The organism is Streptomyces sp. NPDC001728, from assembly GCF_040297565.1.
In the GTDB taxonomy this organism is placed as follows: Bacteria; Actinomycetota; Actinomycetes; order Streptomycetales; family Streptomycetaceae; genus Streptomyces.
Genome location: NZ_JBEOZK010000007.1, coordinates 274,089 through 291,713, shown reverse-complemented (window position 1 = coordinate 291,713; position 17,625 = coordinate 274,089). Strand labels below are relative to the sequence as shown.

General features: G+C 73.6%; 12 protein-coding genes. 5 read left to right on the top strand and 7 right to left on the bottom strand.

Going from position 1 to position 17,625, the window contains the following annotated elements; all coding sequences use genetic code 11:
• Positions 1 to 30: 30 nt before the first annotated feature.
• The 3 genes from aroA to ABT154_RS14105 all read right to left on the bottom strand — a co-directional run bounded on the left by aroA (position 31) and on the right by ABT154_RS14105 (position 4,202).
• Positions 31 to 1,269, bottom strand: a complete 1,239-nt coding sequence (aroA, locus tag ABT154_RS14115; RefSeq protein WP_351856834.1) for a 3-phosphoshikimate 1-carboxyvinyltransferase — start codon at positions 1,267 to 1,269, stop codon at positions 31 to 33.
• Positions 1,270 to 1,422: 153 nt separating this feature from the next.
• Complete coding sequence (locus ABT154_RS14110; RefSeq protein WP_351856832.1) at positions 1,423 to 2,868, bottom strand: aldehyde dehydrogenase family protein; 1,446 nt, start codon at positions 2,866 to 2,868, stop codon at positions 1,423 to 1,425.
• A gap of 350 nt (positions 2,869 to 3,218) precedes the next feature.
• Positions 3,219 to 4,202 carry an EamA family transporter gene (locus ABT154_RS14105; RefSeq protein ID WP_351856830.1) on the bottom strand — a complete coding sequence of 328 codons (984 nt, stop codon included), beginning with the start codon at positions 4,200 to 4,202 and terminating at the stop codon, positions 3,219 to 3,221.
• 175 nt (positions 4,203 to 4,377) lie between these two features.
• Here ABT154_RS14105 and ABT154_RS14100 point away from each other — a divergent pair, with 175 nt between their 5' ends.
• The gene (locus tag ABT154_RS14100; protein ID WP_351856828.1) at positions 4,378 to 4,572 is read left to right on the top strand and encodes a hypothetical protein; all 195 of its coding nucleotides are present in this window, start codon (positions 4,378 to 4,380) and stop codon (positions 4,570 to 4,572) included.
• Between the two features lie 71 nt (positions 4,573 to 4,643).
• Here ABT154_RS14100 and ABT154_RS14095 read toward each other — a convergent pair whose 3' ends face one another.
• The gene (locus ABT154_RS14095) at positions 4,644 to 6,197 is read right to left on the bottom strand and encodes a PucR family transcriptional regulator (protein ID WP_351856826.1); all 1,554 of its coding nucleotides are present in this window, start codon (positions 6,195 to 6,197) and stop codon (positions 4,644 to 4,646) included.
• Between the two features lie 208 nt (positions 6,198 to 6,405).
• Positions 6,406 to 8,946 carry an ATP/GTP-binding protein gene (locus ABT154_RS14090; RefSeq protein ID WP_351856825.1) on the bottom strand — a complete coding sequence of 847 codons (2,541 nt, stop codon included), beginning with the start codon at positions 8,944 to 8,946 and terminating at the stop codon, positions 6,406 to 6,408.
• Positions 8,947 to 9,190: 244 nt separating this feature from the next.
• On the opposite strand from ABT154_RS14090, the gene gabT reads away from it, so the two are divergent.
• The 4 genes from gabT (at position 9,191) to ABT154_RS14070 (ending at position 15,158) form a co-directional block, all read left to right on the top strand.
• Positions 9,191 to 10,525, top strand: coding sequence for a 4-aminobutyrate--2-oxoglutarate transaminase (gene gabT / locus ABT154_RS14085; protein ID WP_351856823.1), 1,335 nt, complete (start codon positions 9,191 to 9,193; stop codon positions 10,523 to 10,525).
• 100 nt (positions 10,526 to 10,625) lie between these two features.
• On the top strand, positions 10,626 to 11,444 hold the full coding sequence (locus ABT154_RS14080) for a phosphatase PAP2 family protein (protein ID WP_351856821.1): 819 nt from the start codon (positions 10,626 to 10,628) through the stop codon (positions 11,442 to 11,444).
• On the top strand, positions 11,387 to 13,849 hold the full coding sequence (locus tag ABT154_RS14075) for an McrB family protein (RefSeq protein WP_351856819.1): 2,463 nt from the start codon (positions 11,387 to 11,389) through the stop codon (positions 13,847 to 13,849). Before ABT154_RS14080 ends, ABT154_RS14075 begins: the two co-directional genes overlap by 58 nt.
• Complete coding sequence (locus ABT154_RS14070) at positions 13,839 to 15,158, top strand: McrC family protein (RefSeq protein WP_351856817.1); 1,320 nt, start codon at positions 13,839 to 13,841, stop codon at positions 15,156 to 15,158. The genes ABT154_RS14075 and ABT154_RS14070 overlap by 11 nt, the downstream gene beginning before the upstream one ends.
• Before the next feature lie 6 nt (positions 15,159 to 15,164).
• On the opposite strand, the gene ABT154_RS14065 is transcribed toward ABT154_RS14070, so the two are convergent.
• Both ABT154_RS14065 and ABT154_RS14060 read right to left on the bottom strand, forming a co-directional pair.
• Positions 15,165 to 16,982, bottom strand: a complete 1,818-nt coding sequence (locus ABT154_RS14065; protein WP_351856815.1) for a chitinase — start codon at positions 16,980 to 16,982, stop codon at positions 15,165 to 15,167.
• Between the two features lie 137 nt (positions 16,983 to 17,119).
• Entirely contained in the window at positions 17,120 to 17,590 is a 471-nt protein-coding gene (locus ABT154_RS14060; RefSeq protein WP_351856813.1) for a hypothetical protein, read from the bottom strand.
• Positions 17,591 to 17,625: the final 35 nt, after the last annotated feature.

Below are 17,625 nucleotides of genomic sequence, written 5' to 3'. Positions count from 1 at the left end.
CCCATTCTTGCCTCAAACACTGTGCGCTCTTCACTGGGTCCGGGCGAACGTGTCGAAGACACGGTGGAAATCGGGGAACGTCTTCTTCACACAGCCGGGATCGTCGAAGGTGATGCCCGGGGTGCGCAGCGCCGTGACCGCGAAGGACATGACGATCCTGTGGTCTCCGTGGGTGGCGATCTCGACGGGTCCCGTCGGGGTGCCGGGGTGGATCGCGATCGAGTCGGGGCCGGTGTGGACGGTGATGCCCAGGCGGCGCAGGTTCTCCGCGCAGGCGTCGAGCCGGTCGCACTCCTTGACCCGGGTGTTGGCGACGTCCTCGATGCGGACGGGACCGTCGGCGAAGGGCGCGAGCGCGGCGAGGGTCGGCATCGTGTCGGAGATGTCCCGCATGTTGACGGTGAGTCCGCGCAGGGTGCCGGTGGAGCGGACGGTCGTCGCGGTCTCGGTGATCTCCACCTCGGCGCCCATGCGGCGCAGCACGTCGACGAAGGCCAGGTCGCCCTGGAGGGCGCCGGTGCCGAGGCCGGGGACGGTGACCGAGCGGCCCGCCGGTCCGAGCGCGGCGGCGGCGAAGAAGTAGCCGGCGGTGGAGGCGTCGGGCTCGATCCCGTACGTCCTCGCCCGGTATCCGGTGGGGGCCACCCGGTAGGTCCGTCCCTCCTGGCGCACGTCCGCGCCGAAGCTCCGCATCATGGCGAGGGTGATCTCGACGTACGGCTCCGAGACGAGGTCGGTGACGGTGATGTCGAGGCCCTCGGCGGTGAGCGGGCCCAACATCAGAAGAGCCGTCAGGTACTGGGAGGACTGCCCGGCGTCGAGGGTGAGCGCGCCGCCCTTCACGCCGTGGGCGTGGACGTCGAGGGGGTGGTGCCCCTCCTCGCCGCCGTGCCGCAGGTCCACACCGAGGGCGCGCAGGGCGGTGGTGAGCGGGCCCAGGGGCCGCCGCCGCATCTGCGCCGAGGCGTCGAAGCGGTAGGTGCCGTGGCCCGCGGCGACGAGGGTCGGCAGGAACCGGGCGGTGGTGGCGCCGTCACGGCAGTACACGTCGGCGTCGGCTGCCCCCGGCCCAGTGGGACGGCCCTCGATGTGCCAGGCCTCGGGCGCCCGGCGGACGCTGTAGCCGAGGGCGGTCAGGCCCTCGGCGAAGCCCTCGGTGTCGTCGGAGACGAGGGGCCGCAGAAGGGTGGTGGTGCCCTCGGCCGCGGCGGCGAGGAAGAGCGCGCGGGCGGTGACGGACTTGGAGCCGGGGATGTCGATGACGGTCACGGGCCCATTGTGTCGCCGCGTCCCGGCGGGTGGACGGGCGTTCCGTCACGTGGACGGGCGTCCGGGCGGGGGTTCCCCCGCGGCATGACGAAAAAGGCGGCCCGAACCCCCGCACAGTGGGCTCGGACCGCCTGCTCCGGTGGGGCGTACGCCTTACAGGGCGAGGCCCGTCAGGACGAGCACGCGCTCGTAGGTGTAGTCGTCCATCGCGTACTTGACGCCCTCGCGGCCGACGCCGGAGCGCTTGGCGCCGCCGTACGGCATCTGGTCGGCGCGGTACGAGGGGACGTCGCCGACGATCACGCCGCCGACCTCCAGCGCTCGGTGGGCGCGGAAGGCCGCCTGCAGGTCGTGGGTGAAGACACCGGCCTGGAGACCGAAGTCGGAGTCGTTGACCGCGGCGAAGGCCTCGGCCTCGCCGTCCACCTTCGCGATGGTCAGGACCGGGCCGAAGACCTCCGCGCGGGCCAGGGTGACGTCCGCCGGGAGGTCGGTGAGGACGGTCGGGGCGTAGGTCGCGCCCTCGCGCTTGCCACCGGAGAGGAGCTTGGCGCCGGCCGCGACGGCCTCGTCCACCCAGGACTCGACGCGCTTCGCGGCGGCCTCGTCGACCAGCGGGCCGACGTCGGTGGCGGCGTCGGACGGGTCACCGGTGACCTGCGTCTCGACGGCGGCGACGATCTTCGGCACCAGGCGGTCGTAGACCGAGGCGTCGGCGATCACGCGCTGCACGGAGATGCAGGACTGGCCGCCCTGGTAGTTGGAGAAGGTGGCGATACGGCTCGCCGCCCAGTCCAGGTCCGCCTCGGAGGACCAGTCGGGGAGGACGACGGCGGCGGCGTTGCCGCCCAGCTCCAGGGTGCAGTGCTTGTGCGGCACCGACTGCTGGATGGCGTAGCCGACCTTGTCGGAGCCGGTGAAGGAGATGACCGGGAGGCGCTCGTCCTGGACCAGGGCGGGCATCCGGTCGTTCGGCACGGTCAGGATCGACCAGGAGCCGGCCGGCAGGTCGGTCTCGGCCAGGATCTCGCCCAGAATCAGGGAGGAGATCGGCGTCGACGGAGCCGGCTTGAGGATGATCGGGGCGCCGACGGCGATGGCCGGGGCGACCTTGTGGGCGCTGAGGTTCAGCGGGAAGTTGAACGGCGCGATGCCGAGCACGACGCCCGTCGGGATACGGCGGGTGAGGGCGAGGCGGCCCGCGCCGCCGGCCTCGGTGTCCAGGCGCTGGGCTTCGCCGGCGTTCCAGCGGCGGGCCTCCTCGGCGGCGAAACGGAAGACGGAGACGGCACGGCCGACCTCGCCGCGGGCCCACTTGATGGGCTTGCCGTTCTCGGCGGAGATCACCAGGGCGATCTCCTCGGTGCGCTCGGCGAGCCGCTTCGACACGTGGTCGAGGGCGGCGGCGCGGACGTGAGCCGGGGTCGCGGCGAACTCGTCGACGACGGCGTGCGCGGCGGCGACGGCCTCCTCGACCTGGGCCTCGGTGGGCACGCTGACCTTGCCGACCAGACGTCCGTCGTACGAGTTGGTGACGTCGAAGGTGGCGTCGCCGGTGGCCTCGCGGCCGGCGAGCCAGAAGGCGTGGGTGGTCGTCATTGCGTCCCGGCCCTTTCCGTTTCGGGGAGCGAGCGATTGCTCTCGTGACACGTTAGGGCCGGGGCGGCGGGGGTGGGCTTGTCCGGTGTGGAGTGATGGGTTCGCACCTCTGGCCGAATTGGCCGAAGCGGAGTCCCTTCCGGCGCCACCGGTCCTGCCCGCCGCCGGCGGTCCCGCGCGCCGCCCGTCCCCGCGCGCCACCGGTCCCGCGCGCCGCCCGTCCCCGCGCGCCACCGGTCCCGCACGCCGCCCGTCCCCGCGCGCCACCGGTCCCGCACGCCGCCCGTCCCCGCGCGCCACCGGTCCCGCACGCCACCGGTCCCGCACGCCACCGGTCCCGCGTTCCGCCGTCAGCCGCGTCGTTCCGTCGAGACGATCAGGACGACCCCGCCGACGACGATCGCGCCGCCGAGGACGATGGACCAGGTCAGAGCCTCGTTCAGGACGAGCGCGCCGAGCGCGACCGCCACGACGGGGTTCACGTACGCGTAGGTGGCGACGAGCGAGAGCGGAGCCGCCTGGAGCAGCCAGGCGTACGCGGTGAACGCGATCAGCGAGCCGAAGACGATCAGATAGCCGAGGGCGACCCAGGAGCGGCCCGAGACCGCCGTCAGGTCAAGACCGTGCTGCTCGCCCCTGACGAGACCGACGGCCAGGCCGCCGAGACCGCCCGCGACCATCTCGTACGCGCTGGCCGTGAACGGGTTGGCGGGCATCGGCAGGCGCGCGGAGGAGAAGGAGCCGAAGGACCAGAGGAACGTCGCCACGACGACGAGCAGGACACCGCCCACCTTCACCTCGCCGCTGAGCCCCGGCAGCGTCAGCACCGCGAGCCCCGCGAGTCCCAGGAGCACGCCCGCGAGACCGCCCGCGCTCGGCCGCTGCCCGGTGGTGGCCTTCAGGACCACGACCCAGGCCGGGACGACGGAGATGAGCAGGGCGGCCAGTCCGGAGGGGATGGAGGTCTCGGCGAGGACGACGAGCCCGTTGCCGCCGAGGATGAGGAGCAGGCCGACGAGGGCGGCCGAGGCGAGCTGCCGGCGGGTGACCTTGAGGGCGGCGGGGCCCTGGCGCCAGGCGATGATCCCGGCGAGCAGCAGGCCGGCGGTGACGAAGCGGGCGCCGGCGGAGAGGAACGGCGGCATCGTCTCGACGGCGATCCGGATGCCGAGGTACGTCGAGCCCCAGACGACGTAGACGATGCCGAGCGCGGCCCAGACGGCACCGGTGATCCGGCGGGCGGGAGCGGCGGCGGGCTTCTCGGTGGTGGGCCGGGAGGCGGTGGGGGCCGTTTCGGGTGCGTCGGGGGCCGGATCGACGGCGGGGCTTGTCATGGACAGGAGAGTAGGGAGTCCGGGGCCGGATGACCAAGGGATCTGCCCGCGTCCGGGCAGGCGGGGGTGGGTGTACGGCCTCGGGAGGTCTTTCGCGGGGGTGACAGGATGGCCGGACCCGTCACGGGGAAGACCGGCCGTGCGGGGCGGAAAGACCGACCGGAGGGGGAGACACATGATCCAGATCGCCTTGGCCGTCGTCCTGGTGCTCGTCGTCGGAGGCTGCGCGTGTGTGGTGTGGGCCGCCAGGGGCGGCCCGCGCTGGGTCCGCGGGGTCGCCACGGTGACCCTGGCGGTGGGGCAGCTGGTGCGCAGCGGCAACCGTCGGCGGAGCGTGGGCGGCGGTGGCGACGACGGCGGGGACGGCTGAGAGCGGGCGGTGACCGGAAGCCGGGCGGCACCTGAGGGCCGGTCGCTGCCCGCCCTCCGTACGAGGTCCCGCTACCGCGTCCCCTCCCCCGTCGTCTTCAGCGCCAGCCACAGCTCCATCCGTACGTCCGGGTCGTCCAGCGAGCGGCCGAGGATCTCCTCCACCCGCCGCATCCGATAGCGCAGGGTGTGCCGGTGGACGCCCAGGTCCGCCGCCGCCGCGTCCCACTGGCCGTGCCGGGACAGCCAGGCGCGCAGCGAGGCGACCAGGTCGCCCCGGCCGGTCGCGTCGTGGTCGCGGAGCGCGCGGAGCATCCCGTCGGCGAAGGCGCGGACGGCGTCGTCGGCGAGCAGCGGGAGGACCGAGCCGGACGCCAGGTCCTCGTGCTCGACGAGCGCGCGGCCCCGCCGCCGGGCCACCGACAGGGCCTGTTCGGCCTGCTTGTACGCCGCTGCCGCGAGGGCCGGACCGGCCGGCGCCGAGAGGCCGACGACGAGGCCGGCCTCCTCGGCCTCCCGTTCCGCGTACCCCTCGCAGGCGGCGACGACCGCGCCCGCGTCCCCGGCGAGGACCACGAGCCGCTGTTCGCTCTCCGGCACGGTGAGCACGGCCTCGCCCGCGCGGGCGGCGGCGGTCTCCAGGTTCTCGGCGAGCAGCGCGAGGGGCGGTTCGCCGGGGGTCTCGGCGCCGGCGGTCTCCGCGACGAGCAGCCGGAAGGGCGCGTCGAGCAGCCCGCCGTACACGTCCCCGGCCACCGCGCGGGCGTGGTCCGGCTGGCCCGCGAGCAGCATCCGCAGGACGGCCGCGCCGAGCCGCTGCTCGGCGGCCTGGAGCGACCGGGAGCGTTCCGTCGTGAGGGTGAGCAGGGCGATCGCCGAGTGGACGGCGTACCGCTCGGCGGTGCCGAGGGGCGCGCCCGTGCCGACCGCGAGGGCGCCCCTCACCCGCCGTCCGGTCCCGAGCGACTGGAGTTCGACGCGGTCGTCCGTACCGCCGACCACGGCGCTCGCGGGCGCCGGGCGGTCGCGGAGCCGCTCCACGTCGGGGGTGAGCCGGGCGGCCCTGCGCGCGGCCCAGTCGGGCGAGGCGGCGACGACCGTGCCGGAGGTGTCGTAGAGGGCGGCCCAGCCGTCGACGTGGGCGGCGAGCCGGGCGACGACCGCCTCCGGGCCCTCCGCGAGCGCGGCCCGGGTCAGCTCGCGCTGTGCCTCGAAGCCGGCCGTGACGGCCCGGTACTGGTCGGCGGAGATGGCCGCCGACACGGCCTTGCTGATGGCGAGGAACGGCGTACGGCGCGGCACTTCGAGCAGCGGCAGGTGCTCCTCGCGCGCCGCGTCGAGCAGGGCCGGCGGGATCTCCTCGTAGTTGACGCCCACGGCGAAGCCGAGCCCGACGACCCCCGCGCCGAGCAGCCGCCGCACATAGCGGCGCATCGCCTCCAGGTCCTCCGCGTCGAGGGTGAGCGCGGTGGTGAGGAGGAGTTCGCCGCCCTCCATGTACGGGACGGGGTCGGTGAGCTCGCTGACGTGCGCCCAGCGGACGGGGGTGTCGAGGCGGTCCTCACCGGCACGGACGATGAGCTTGAGCGAGGAGTGCTGGACGAGCGAGGCGAGGGTGGGCGGCATTGGGGACCGTCGGACCTTTGAGCGAGGACCGCGCGCGGGCGAGCCGTGTGCGGCGGCGGGAGCACCGCTCAGCCGAGCGGCGCCCCCGATTGTGCCAGGGCGACCGGGGGGCCGCTCGGCCGTGCGGGCCGGGCGGGCGTACGGTGCACCCCGGGCCGTACGCCCCGGTCCGGGGGCGTACGGCTTCGGTCCGGACGGGCCCGCCCGCTCAGCCGTTCAGCTCCACGAGCAGCGGTGGTGTGTGCTCGCCGCGCACATGGGTCAGGGAGAGGACGGCGTGTCCCGGCGGAACGCCGTGCGCGAGGTCGGAGGCCGACCAGCGCTGCCGCTCCACCTCTCGTACGGTGACGGCCTCGGTGGTGACGGCCTTGCCGGTCACCAGCTTCCGCAGGGCGTGCAGGGCCCGGGTCATCGGCTGGTCGGCGAAGACGGTGTGATGGGCGACCTCCGTCGTCTCCACCCGCTCGGTGCCCCAGGCCTCCGCGAAGGCCCGGCCGTCCCAGGTGGGGAGCCCGGCGAAGGCCATCCGGCAGCCGACGACGGCGAGCAGCGGACCGTGCAGCGCCTCGGGCACCTCCGCGAGGGTCCGGAGGGCCAGCACGACGCCCGCGTTCTGCGGGCGCAGCCGCTGGAGGCCCCGTACGGTCCCGGCCGTCAGCGCGCCCGCCGCGTCGTCGAGCACCAGGCAGACGAAGTGGCCCCGGCCCGGCCGGTCCCGGGTGACGGACTGGAACTGGGCGAGCAGCAGCCGGTTGAGCAGCCGCCCGGCCTCCTCGTGGCCGCCGTCGGGGAGGCTGATCCGGACCCGCATCGGGTGCTGGGCGACGGCCCGCAGGGAGAAGGGCCGCACCTCGTGGCCGCCGCCGAAGAACTCCGCGAAGACCGGCCGGTCCAGGGCGGCGAGCCGGTCGGCGAGCAGCGGACCGACGTCGGTCGCGGTGCCGACCTGGCGGATACGGGAGTCCAGCTCGCGCCGCATGGCCGGGGCGCCGTCCTCGGGCAGCAGGTCGAGCAGCGCCCGGAGGGTCTCGGGCCGGGCTTCGAGCAGTTCACGCAGGACCGGGACGGTCGGGAAGCGGCCGTAGGCGCTCCGGTACGGGCCGACGAGCTGGGCGAGCACGGTGGCGGCGCGTCGGGTCTCCACGCCCTCCATGTCGCCGACGAGGCCCTCGGCGAGGAAGGCGGCGGCCTCGTCCGGGTCGGTGGCCCCGGCGTACAGGTCCAGGTCGTAGCGGGAGGACGGGTCCCCGAGCCGGACCACGACGTCGTACGCCTCGTCGGGTCCGAGCGGCGCCCCGGCGGAGCCGACGGCGACGACGGCGCAGGCGCCGGTGAGCGCCTGGAGCGTCAGGGATTCGACGACGGGGGCGACGAGGTGACGGGTCTTCCCCGCGCCGGAGGGGCCGACGGCGAGGAGGGAGCTGCCGAGGAGTCCGGGGTCGAGCGCGAGACCGGCGCCCCGGTAGGCGTCGGGGGTGCGCTCGGCGGGCGCGTACCGGCCGACGCGGACCTGGCCGAGGAGCAGGTCGTGGGTGGCCCGGCGGCCGGGCAGGTCGCGGGCGCCGGAGGGGTGGGCGCCCGCCGCGGCGCCCTCCTTGAGGAGGGTGCCGACGACGGCGGCCCGGCGGCCGGGGTCGCGGCTCGCGTCCCGCCAGGCGCGCTGGACGCGGGCGCAGTCCACGTCGTTCATCCGCCCGGTGACCAGTTCACCGGCGAGCAGGTCGGCGGCGCGGTGCTCGCCGGCCTCGCGCAGCTCGGGCCACTGGGAGCGGGCGGCGCCCGGTGCGGTGACGGGGGCCGGAGCGGGGCCGGTGGAGCCGCGCCGGGCGCGCAGGAGGGCGGTCCATTCGCCGACGCGGGCGAAGGGCCGGACGACGAGGGCGGTGATGAGCGCGTACAGCGGATAGACGAGGAAGGGGGACTCCAGGACGTCGTAGCCGCCGCCGACGAGCGAGACGAGGGAGAGCGCCGGGGAGACGACGGGCAGCGGGTCCCAGCCGAGTCCGAAGGCCTCGGGCCAGACGAACGCCAGGGCGATCAGGGCCCCGCCGCCCGCGAGCGCGGCGCGGACGGGCGGCCGGAACCGGCCGAGGTAGTGGCGGACGATCGTGCCCCAGGAGCCGAGCGCGGCGATCGCGCAGACGAGCCCGACGAAGACGGCGCCGCCGAAGACGTCGTGGGCGGCCTGCCCGTGCCAGTCCCGGGCCGCGGTGGTGCCGTGGTACCACCAGTCGCCCGGGGTGAGGGTCTGGAGCACGGCCCACATGTAGGGGAGCGTGCCGCGCCGGTAGGCCGACCAGATGAGCAGGCCGACGGCGACCGGGATCAGCATCCCGAGGACGGTGACGGGCGCGAGCCGCTTGGGCGCGGCGGGCGGCGCCGGTACGTGCCGGAACCGCCAGATCCCGGGACCGGCCTCGGGCCGGGGGGCGTCGAGCCAGTCGACGACCGCGGGCCGCGCCCCGGTGACCCGGTCGGACCGCGGCGGGAGAACGGGGCCGGGCGGGTGGGGGGCGTGGGAGGGCGGTCGCGGGGCGGGACCGGAGGGGTGGGGGGCCTGGGCGGGGAGCGGCGGCACGGGCGGGAGACCGGCGGAGGGGGCGGGACCTGTCTGTGTCGCATCGGCCGGCGACGACGCGCCACCGGCCCCCCGGCCATCGGCCGACGGCTGACCGGTCGGCGGCCCCACCGGCCGCGGAACCCCGCCCCCCCTGGTGTCGCGTGACTCGTACGTGCCGTCGGTCTCCATGAACCCCTGCCCCCTGACCAGCCAGGTCGCCGCGTCTGTGCCACCGTCAATCTAGTGGGCCCGGAGCGCCCCGGAGGGGTTTCGACCAGCCGTACGGCCGGAGCGGAACCGGAGCCGCCATGTCCATCCCGGACAACGACACACCCGCCACCACTCCCGATCGGCGCATGCCTCCGCACCTCCCCCGCGCCTAGCCTGCGGAGGAAACCCGCAAGTGCGTCCAGAACACCCCCAGGAGCCCCGCATGAACGCTGTCCCGCAGGAGCGGCGCATCGTCACCGCCATCCCCGGTCCGAAGTCGCAGGAGCTTCAGGCCCGCCGCCTCGACACGGTCGCCGGTGGCGTGGGCTCCACGCTCCCCGTCTTCACCAAGCGGGCCGGCGGCGGCATCATCGAGGACGTCGACGGCAACCGTCTGATCGACTTCGGTTCCGGCATCGCCGTGACCTCGGTCGGCGCCTCCGCCGAGGCCGTCGTGCGCCGCGCGTCCGCGCAGCTCCAGGACTTCACCCACACCTGTTTCATGGTGACGCCGTACGAGGGTTACGTGGATGTCTGCGAGGCGCTGGCCGAGCTGACCCCGGGCGACCACGCCAAGAAGTCCGCGCTGTTCAACTCGGGCGCCGAGGCCGTCGAGAACGCGGTGAAGATCGCCCGTTCGTACACCAAGCGCCAGGCCGTCGTCGTCTTCGACCACGGCTACCACGGCCGTACGAACCTCACGATGGCGCTGACGGCGAAGAACATGCCGTACAAGCAGGGCTTCGGTCCGTTCGCGCCCGAGGTCTACCGCGTGCCGGTGGCCTACGGCTACCGCTGGCCGACCGGTGCCGAGAACTGCGGCCCCGAGGCCGCCGCGCAGGCGATCGACCAGATCAGCAAGCAGATCGGCGCCGACAACGTCGCCGCGATCATCATCGAGCCGGTCCTCGGCGAGGGCGGCTTCATCGAGCCGGCCAAGGGCTTCCTGCCGGCGATCGTGAAGTTCGCCAACGACAACGGCATCGTCTTCGTCGCCGACGAGATCCAGTCCGGCTTCTGCCGTACCGGCCAGTGGTTCGCGTGCGAGGACGAGGGCATCGTCCCGGACCTCATCACCACCGCCAAGGGCATCGCGGGCGGTCTGCCGCTCGCCGCCGTGACGGGCCGCGCCGAGATCATGGACTCCGTCCACGGCGGCGGCCTGGGCGGCACGTACGGCGGCAACCCGGTGGCCTGCGCCGCCGCGATGGGCTCCATCGAGACGATGAAGGAGCTCGACCTCAACGGCAAGGCGCAGCGCATCGAGGAGGTCATGAAGACCCGCCTCACCGCGATGCAGGAGAAGTTCCCGGCCATCGGCGACATCCGTGGCCGCGGTGCCATGATCGCCATCGAGCTGGTGAAGGACCCGGCGACCAAGGAGCCGTTCCCGGAGGCCGCCGCCGCGCTCGCCAAGTACTGCCACAACGAGGGCGTGCTCGTCCTGACCTGTGGCACCTACGGCAACGTGCTGCGCTTCCTGCCGCCGCTGGTCATCGGCGAGGACCTGCTGAACGAGGGTCTGGACGTCATCGAGGCCGCGCTCGCGACGGTCTGAGGACCGATCCGGCACACGGTGTGAAGACTCTGTGGGGGGCCGATGGCGGGATGCGTTTCCCGCTGTCGGTCCCCCCTTGTCTGACGTACGGTTTCCGCAGATGAGAGAAACACCCCGGGCGGAGCCACCCCAGCACCGCCCACACCGTGCCGTCGCGCACACCTCCGGGGCCTCGTGCCCCGGGCCTCCTCACCGATCGGATGGCCGCCCGCCCCACACCCCCCGGGGCGTGCGGCGGCCCGATCCCCTCGGCCGCCCTGGAACCACCCCCCCTGTTCCAGGGCGGCCGGCTCTCTTCTCGGCGCTCGTCGCCCTCGCCGTCGTGACCTGGCAGGTGCTCGTCCACGGCCCCTTGGCCAGGCTCGACGAGCGGGTGTCCCGGGCCGTGGTGGACTCGGTCCCCCGGCCCCTCTCCGAACTCGCCTCCGACCTCGGCGACATGACGGTCGCCCTCCCGGTCCTCGCCTGCGCGATGGCGTACGCGGTATGGCGCGGACGACGGCTCGCCGCCCTCTACGCGGGCCTGGCGATGGCCGCGGTCCCCCTCCTGGTGATCCCCCTCAAGGAGTGGACGGCCCGCCCCGGCCCGCTGGAGCCCTGGGCGACGGGCTACTACCCCTCGGGCCACACGGCAACGGCGGCGGTCGCCTACTTCGGCGCGGCCTTCCTGGTCTCCAACCGCCTGATCCCCGTCGCCGCCGCACTGACGGCGGTGACGGGAACAGGCCTGATCCTGCGCGGCTTCCACTGGCCGCTGGACGTACTGGCGTCCCTCGCGCTGTGCGTTCCCCTTCTGAGGTGGCCCGTCCTGGCCGCGCGGTACGGTCGACGCTCACCGGTCGACGGCCACGGGGAGGACTCATGGGGGACGAGGAGCGGCGCTACGCCGTCACGGTCGGGGGACGGGCGTACGAGCTGATCCCCTCGCCCGGCGAGGTCGTCCTCCCCGTCCATGGCAGCAAGATCCACCACGACGCGGGCTGTACGCATCTGACGGACTCCCACCGCCTTCCCCGGCACCCCGACCCCGACGGGCTGCTGTGGCGGCGGCTGCTGGACGCGGAGGACGCGGCCGGCTACGCGCTCTCCATCGGACTGCGCAACCAACGGGGCCGACCGCTCACCGGCGTCTGCTCCTGCGCTCTGCGTCCGGTCGCGGAGACACACGCCGAGGCCCTTCCGTACTGGCCGGTCGACGACGCGCTTCGCGTCTTCGACCGCGCGCGCCACGCGGCGGACGTCGAGGCCGCGGAGCGTGAGGTCGAGGCGATCCGGGCCGCCTTCCCCTGGGAGGAGTGGCCGACGCTGCCCCTTGAGCGGTACGCCCTGGGGCAGCCGGGCAGCCCCGGCCAGGTGTACAGCCATGCGCTCGAGTTCGGCAGCAAGGCGCTCGGCAGCATCACCGGCGGCACCGCCAAGAAGCACTTCGTCTACCGGCAGAACCATGGCGCCTGGTGGCACGACAAGAAGTACGGGGACGTCACCGAGGCGTGGGAGCAGGTGCGGGCCGGACTCGTCGCCGCCGTGACGGCGGCCCGGGCGGGCCGCGTCGGAGACATCGACGACATCCCCTCGGTGCGTTCCGGGATCACGGTCGTGGCGAAGACACTGCGCGTCTACGCGCCGGAGGCGACGCTGCCGGTCTACTCGGACAGCTACACCCGCCACTATCTGGACCGGCTCTCACCCGGCTCGGCGGCGAAGCTCCAGCCGTTCGCGCGCAAGGAACTGCTCAAGGCCCTCGTCGACGACGACCCGCGGTTCGAGGGCTGGCCGCCGCAGCTCGTCCGGCACTTCCTCGACTGGTGGGCACCCGCGCGCCGGACCGCCGCCCGGACGGTCAGGATCGGCGCGTCCGAAACCCGGGGCGACTGGCTCTACTTCACGGCCGAGCGCGTCGCCGCCGTCGACATGGACCGCGTCGGCGATCTGCGCGGGTACGCCGATCAGGACGAGTTCACCTCCGCCTGCACCGTCGCGTACGCGGACACCGGCCTGTCCGGGAACAAGCTCACGGCGCGGGCCGCCGAACTCTGGTCCCTCCTCGACCTGCGGGTCGGGGACCGCGTGATCGCGACCCACGGCAAGAACGAGGTGCTCGGCCTGGGCCGGGTCGTGGGCAACGGATACGCGTGGCTTCCCCACCTCGCCACCGAGCGGCCTCCGTGGCACGCGGTCGAGGTGGACTGGGACGAGAGGTACGCGGGCAGACTGGACAAGCCGGTGGACGACTGGGGCGAGGGCCTGGTCACGGAGGTCCCCGCGCCGCTCTGGCGGAAGATCCGGGGACTGGCCGCCGCCCGGGACTCCGGGACACTGCAGGAAGCCGCCGACGAGGCCGCCGACGAGGTGGAGATCCCACCGCTCGACGCGGACCTCCAGCGCATCGACGACGCCCTGGAGCGGCGCGGCCAGGCCGTGCTGTTCGGCCCTCCGGGCACCGGAAAGACCTTCCACGCCCTCCGCTACGCCGTGCGACGCCTCGGCGAGCTGTCCGAGGACCTGCCGGACGTCGATCCGCTCGCCGAACCCGGAAGCAAGGAGTTCGCCGCGACCGTCGAGGCACTGACGGACTCGGGCCGGCTGACGCTGGTCACCTTCCATCCGAGTTACGGCTACGAGGACTTCGTGGAGGGTCTGCGACCGGTCAAGGGCGGAGCCGGGCTCAGCCTGGAGCCCACCGCGGGCGTCTTCAAGCGGGTCTGCGAGACGGCGGCCGGCGACCCCGGGCAGCTGCACCTGGTGATCGTGGACGAGCTGAACCGGGGCAACCTTCCGCGCGTCCTGGGCGAGTTGATCACCATTCTGGAGAAGGACAAGCGGGGGCTCCCCGTCACGCTCCCGCTGACCGGAGAGACCTTCCGGGTTCCCCCGAACGTCCGCCTCCTCGGCACGATGAACACCGCCGACCGGTCCGTCAGGATGCTCGACTCGGCCGTCCGCCGCAGGTTCGCCTTCATCGAACTCCTCCCCGACTCGAAGCCGTTGGGGAACAACCGGGTGGACCAGCTGCATCTCGGGAACTTCCTCGACGAACTCAACCGCCGCATCAGGACCCACCTCGACCGGGAGAAGCAGATAGGCCACGCCTTCTTCCTGCCGGAGGGCGAGGCCGTCTCCACCACCACCGAGTTCGCCGCGATCATCCGGGGCGAGATCCTTCCGCTGCTCCAGGAGTACGCGTACGACGACTACGGCCTCCTCGCCGCCTTCCTGGGCGAGGACCTGGTCGACCCCGTCGCCCACACCCTGAGGGATGTCACGGACGAGACGCTGGTCATCCGGCTCTACGAGGAGCTTCAGGTCGGCGCCGGTGCGGAGTGACCTCGTAGGCGAACCCGTACGCCCCATCGAAGTCGTCGAGTACGGGACCGCGGTGTTCGAGGGCGTCCGCCTCACGGCGTCGGACCGGCGCCTGCTGGACGGTGGCACCTTCGACTCCCGGCTACGGGTACGCCAGCTCTCCGGCGACCGCCTGGAGGTGACCGCGTACCAGTACGTGGGGACGGTCCGGCTGGAGTCCTGCGAGATCCGGGTGCTCCCCAAGTACCTGGGGACCGACCTCGATGTCCTGCGCATGCTCGACCACGCCTGGAGCGGGGCCCGTGACCCGCTCCCCACCCGCCAGGACTTCCTGGCCGGTGCGCCGAAGCTGCGCGACCTGGTCTGCCTGATGGTCGTCGAGCACGGTGAGCGGCTGCTGCGGCGCGGAGTGCGGCACGACTATCTGACGGTGGAAGACGATCTGCGGATCGTACGCGGCAGGTTCCTGCCGGACCGCCAGCTGCTGCGCCACCACGGTCGGCTGGACCGGCTGGCCTGCCGCTTCGAGGAGCACGACGCCGACATCGACGACAACCGGCTCTGCGCCGCCGCGCTGGCCCTGGCCGCGCGGACCGCGCGCGTTCCCGCGGTCCGCGCCCGCGCCCGGCGGGCCGCGGGCCTGTTCGCGCAGCACGCCCCGACGCCGCCGGGGGACGTCCGGGCCGTGCTGTCGGGTCTGACGTACCACCGGCACAACGAGCACTACCGACCCGCGCACCTGTGGTCCGGTCTGCTGCTGACCGGTGGCGGCCTGGGCGGCCTCTTCACGTCCGGCCCGCTCGCTTCGCGGGCCTTCCTGGTCGACATGAACAGACTGTTCGAGGCCTTCGTCACCCGCCTCCTGGAGCAGGGTGCGGCAGGGACGGGGCTACGGGTGGACAAGCAGGTCGACGAGCGGAGGGTGTTGCGCGACGAGCGCACCGGACGGAGTTACGGCGCGGTGCGGCCGGACGTACTGATCTCCGGTCTGCGGGCGGGCGGACCGTACCGCCTGCCGGTGGACATGAAGTACAAGCTCTACGGAGGGAAGAAGCTCTCTCCCGCGGATCTCTACCAGGCTTTCGTCTACGCGCACACGCTCGGCCGGCCGGCCGAAGGGGAACCTCCCGTCTGCGCGCTGCTCTACCCCGGCGACGCCTCGACGCGTCACGACCGGGTCGCCGTGCGCGTGATCGACGGGCCGGTGGCGGCGCGGGTTCGCTCGGTCCCGGTGGATCTCCCGGCGGTGCTCGCGGGCCTGGCCGGGCCGGATCCCCAGGGGGTTCCTGCCCGGCTGTTCGGTGAGGTGCTGCCTCGGGCGCGTTCGTGAGGGCCGTCAGCTGCCGCCCGCGGCGGTTCCGAAGTACGTGTCGAAGTTCTGCGAGAACTGCCACTGGTTGTAGCGGTCCCAGTTGATCGACCAGGTCATCAGGCCGCGCAGGGTCGGCCAGGTGCCGTGGGTCTGGTAGGAGCCGCAGTTGGTCTTCTTCGTGAGGCAGTCCAGGGCCTTGTTCACCTCGGCCGGGGTCGTGTGGCCGTTGCCCGCCTGGGTGGAGGCCGGGAGGCCGATGGCGACCTGGTCGGGGCGGAGGGCCGGGAAGACGCGGTCGGTGTTGCCCGCGACGGGGAAGCCGGTGAGCAGCATGTCGGTCATGGCGATGTGGAAGTCCGCGCCGCCCATCGAGTGGTACTGGTTGTCCAGGCCCATGATCGAGCCCGAGTTGTAGTCCTGGACGTGCAGCAGGGTCAGGTCGTCGCGCAGGGCGTGGATGACCGGCAGGTAGGCGCCGGCGCGCGGGTCCTGGCCGCCCCAGGGGCCGGAGCCGTAGTACTGGTGGCCGAGCTGGACGAAGAAGGTCTCCGGGGCCATCGTGAGGACGAAGCCGGCGCCGTACTTGGCCTTGAGGGTCTTCACCGCCTGGATCAGGTTGACGATGACGGGGCTCGTCGGGTTCCGGAAGTCGTTGTCACCGGTCTGGAGCGAGAGGGAGTGGCCCTCGAAGTCGATGTCGAGGCCGTCGAGGCCGTACTCGTCGATGATCTTCGAGACGGAGGAGACGAAGGTGTCGCGGGCGGCGGTGGTGGCGAGCTGCACCTGCCCGTTCTGGCCGCCGATGGAGATGAGGACCTTCTTGCCCGCGGCCTGCTTGGCCTTGATCGCGGCCTTGAACTCGGCGGGCGACTCGACGTTCGGGCACTCCGTCGCCGGGCACAGGCTGAAGCGGATGTCGCCGGAGGTCACCGAGGTCGGTTCGCCGAAGGCGAGGTTGATGACGTCCCAGGAGGCGGGGACGTCGGCCATCCGGGTGTAGCCGGAGCCGTTGGCGAAGCTGGCGTGGAGGTAGCCGACGAGGGCGTGCGCGGGCAGCCCGCCGCCCCCGCTCCCGCCGCCGGAGGTGGTCGTCGCGCTCACGGCGGCCGACCTGGCGGACTCGCCCGCGGCGTTCACGGCGCTGACCTGGAAGGTGTACGCGGTGGAGGCGGTGAGTCCGGTGGCGGTGGCCGAGGTGCCGGTGACCGTCTGGACCCTGGTGGCGCCCTGGTAGACGTGGTACGAGGTGGCGCCGGGGACCGCGGCCCAGGTCAGCGGCACGGTGGTGGAGGTCGGGGAGCCGGCCGCGAGGCCGGTGGGGGCCGCCGGGAGCTGGACCGGGTCGCCGCCGGGGCCGTACAGGGAGAGGTCGTCGGCCTGGTAGGCGGGGGTGCCGTACCAGCCGTGGGCGTAGATGGTGACCGAGGTGGTGGCGGCGCCCGTGGTGAAGGAGGTCGAGAGCCGCTGCCAGTCGGGGGCGGAGCCGGTCCAGGTGGAGACGTCGGTGGTGCCGGTGCCGCTCGCGCCGAGGTAGACGTAGCTGCCGCGCACCCAGCCGCTGAGCGTGTAGGTGGAGTGGGGCTTGACGGTGACCGTCTGGGAGCAGCGGGCGTTGTCGCTGCCCGCGGGGGTCGCCTGGAGCGCCTTCGTACCGCTGTGGGTGGGGGCGGCGACGGCGGCGCCGCTGCCCGCGGTGCAGGTCCAGCCGTCGAGGCCGGCCTCGAAGCCGCCGTTGCGGGCGAGTTCGGAGTCGGCGGCCTGGGCCGCGGGGGTGAGCGCGGCGAGTCCGCCTGCGGCGAGGACGCCCGCGAGGAGCAGGGTGAGAGGTCTGGCGCGGTCCACAACTGCCTCCGGGTGTGGGGGAATCGAGGTGGGGAGCGCGCCACAGCATGGTCCAGACCAATCAAGTGGTCAAGACCTCTGCATCCGGCGTCCGTACGGCGGACGACCCGGTCCGCCCACCGTACGGACCACACCCCCTACGGCGTCCCTCCCGTCCGCCCGATCCGCCCCGCCGCCTCGTGCATCGCCAGCTCCAGGAGCGCCGCGTCGGTGAGGGTTCCGGTGCCGTCCGGCACCACCAGCCAGCGGACCCCGCCGGTCACCCGCCCCGGGTAAGGGACCACGATCCAGGTGCCGTCGCCCGCGCCGCGCACCCCGGTGCCGAGCCAGCGGGCGGCCGTGCCCGGCGGGACGAAGAAGCCCATCCGGGCGTCGCCGAAGTCGACGAGGACCGGCCCGGGGCGGTCCACCAGCCGGGCCAGGACGTCGAGCGTGGGGTGGCCGAGCTCGGACGGCAGGATCAGAACGTCCCAACGCCTGCCGGCGGGCAGCAGCGCGACCCCGTGCGGGTTGCGCTCCCACTCCCACCGGCAGGCGTCGGGATCGGGTGCGACCGAAGCCAGCCACTCCACCGCGCTCTTGGCGCCCGAGGCCCCCGTACCAGTCATCACAACGGTCTCCTTCCGTGTGGACACGGTGTCCG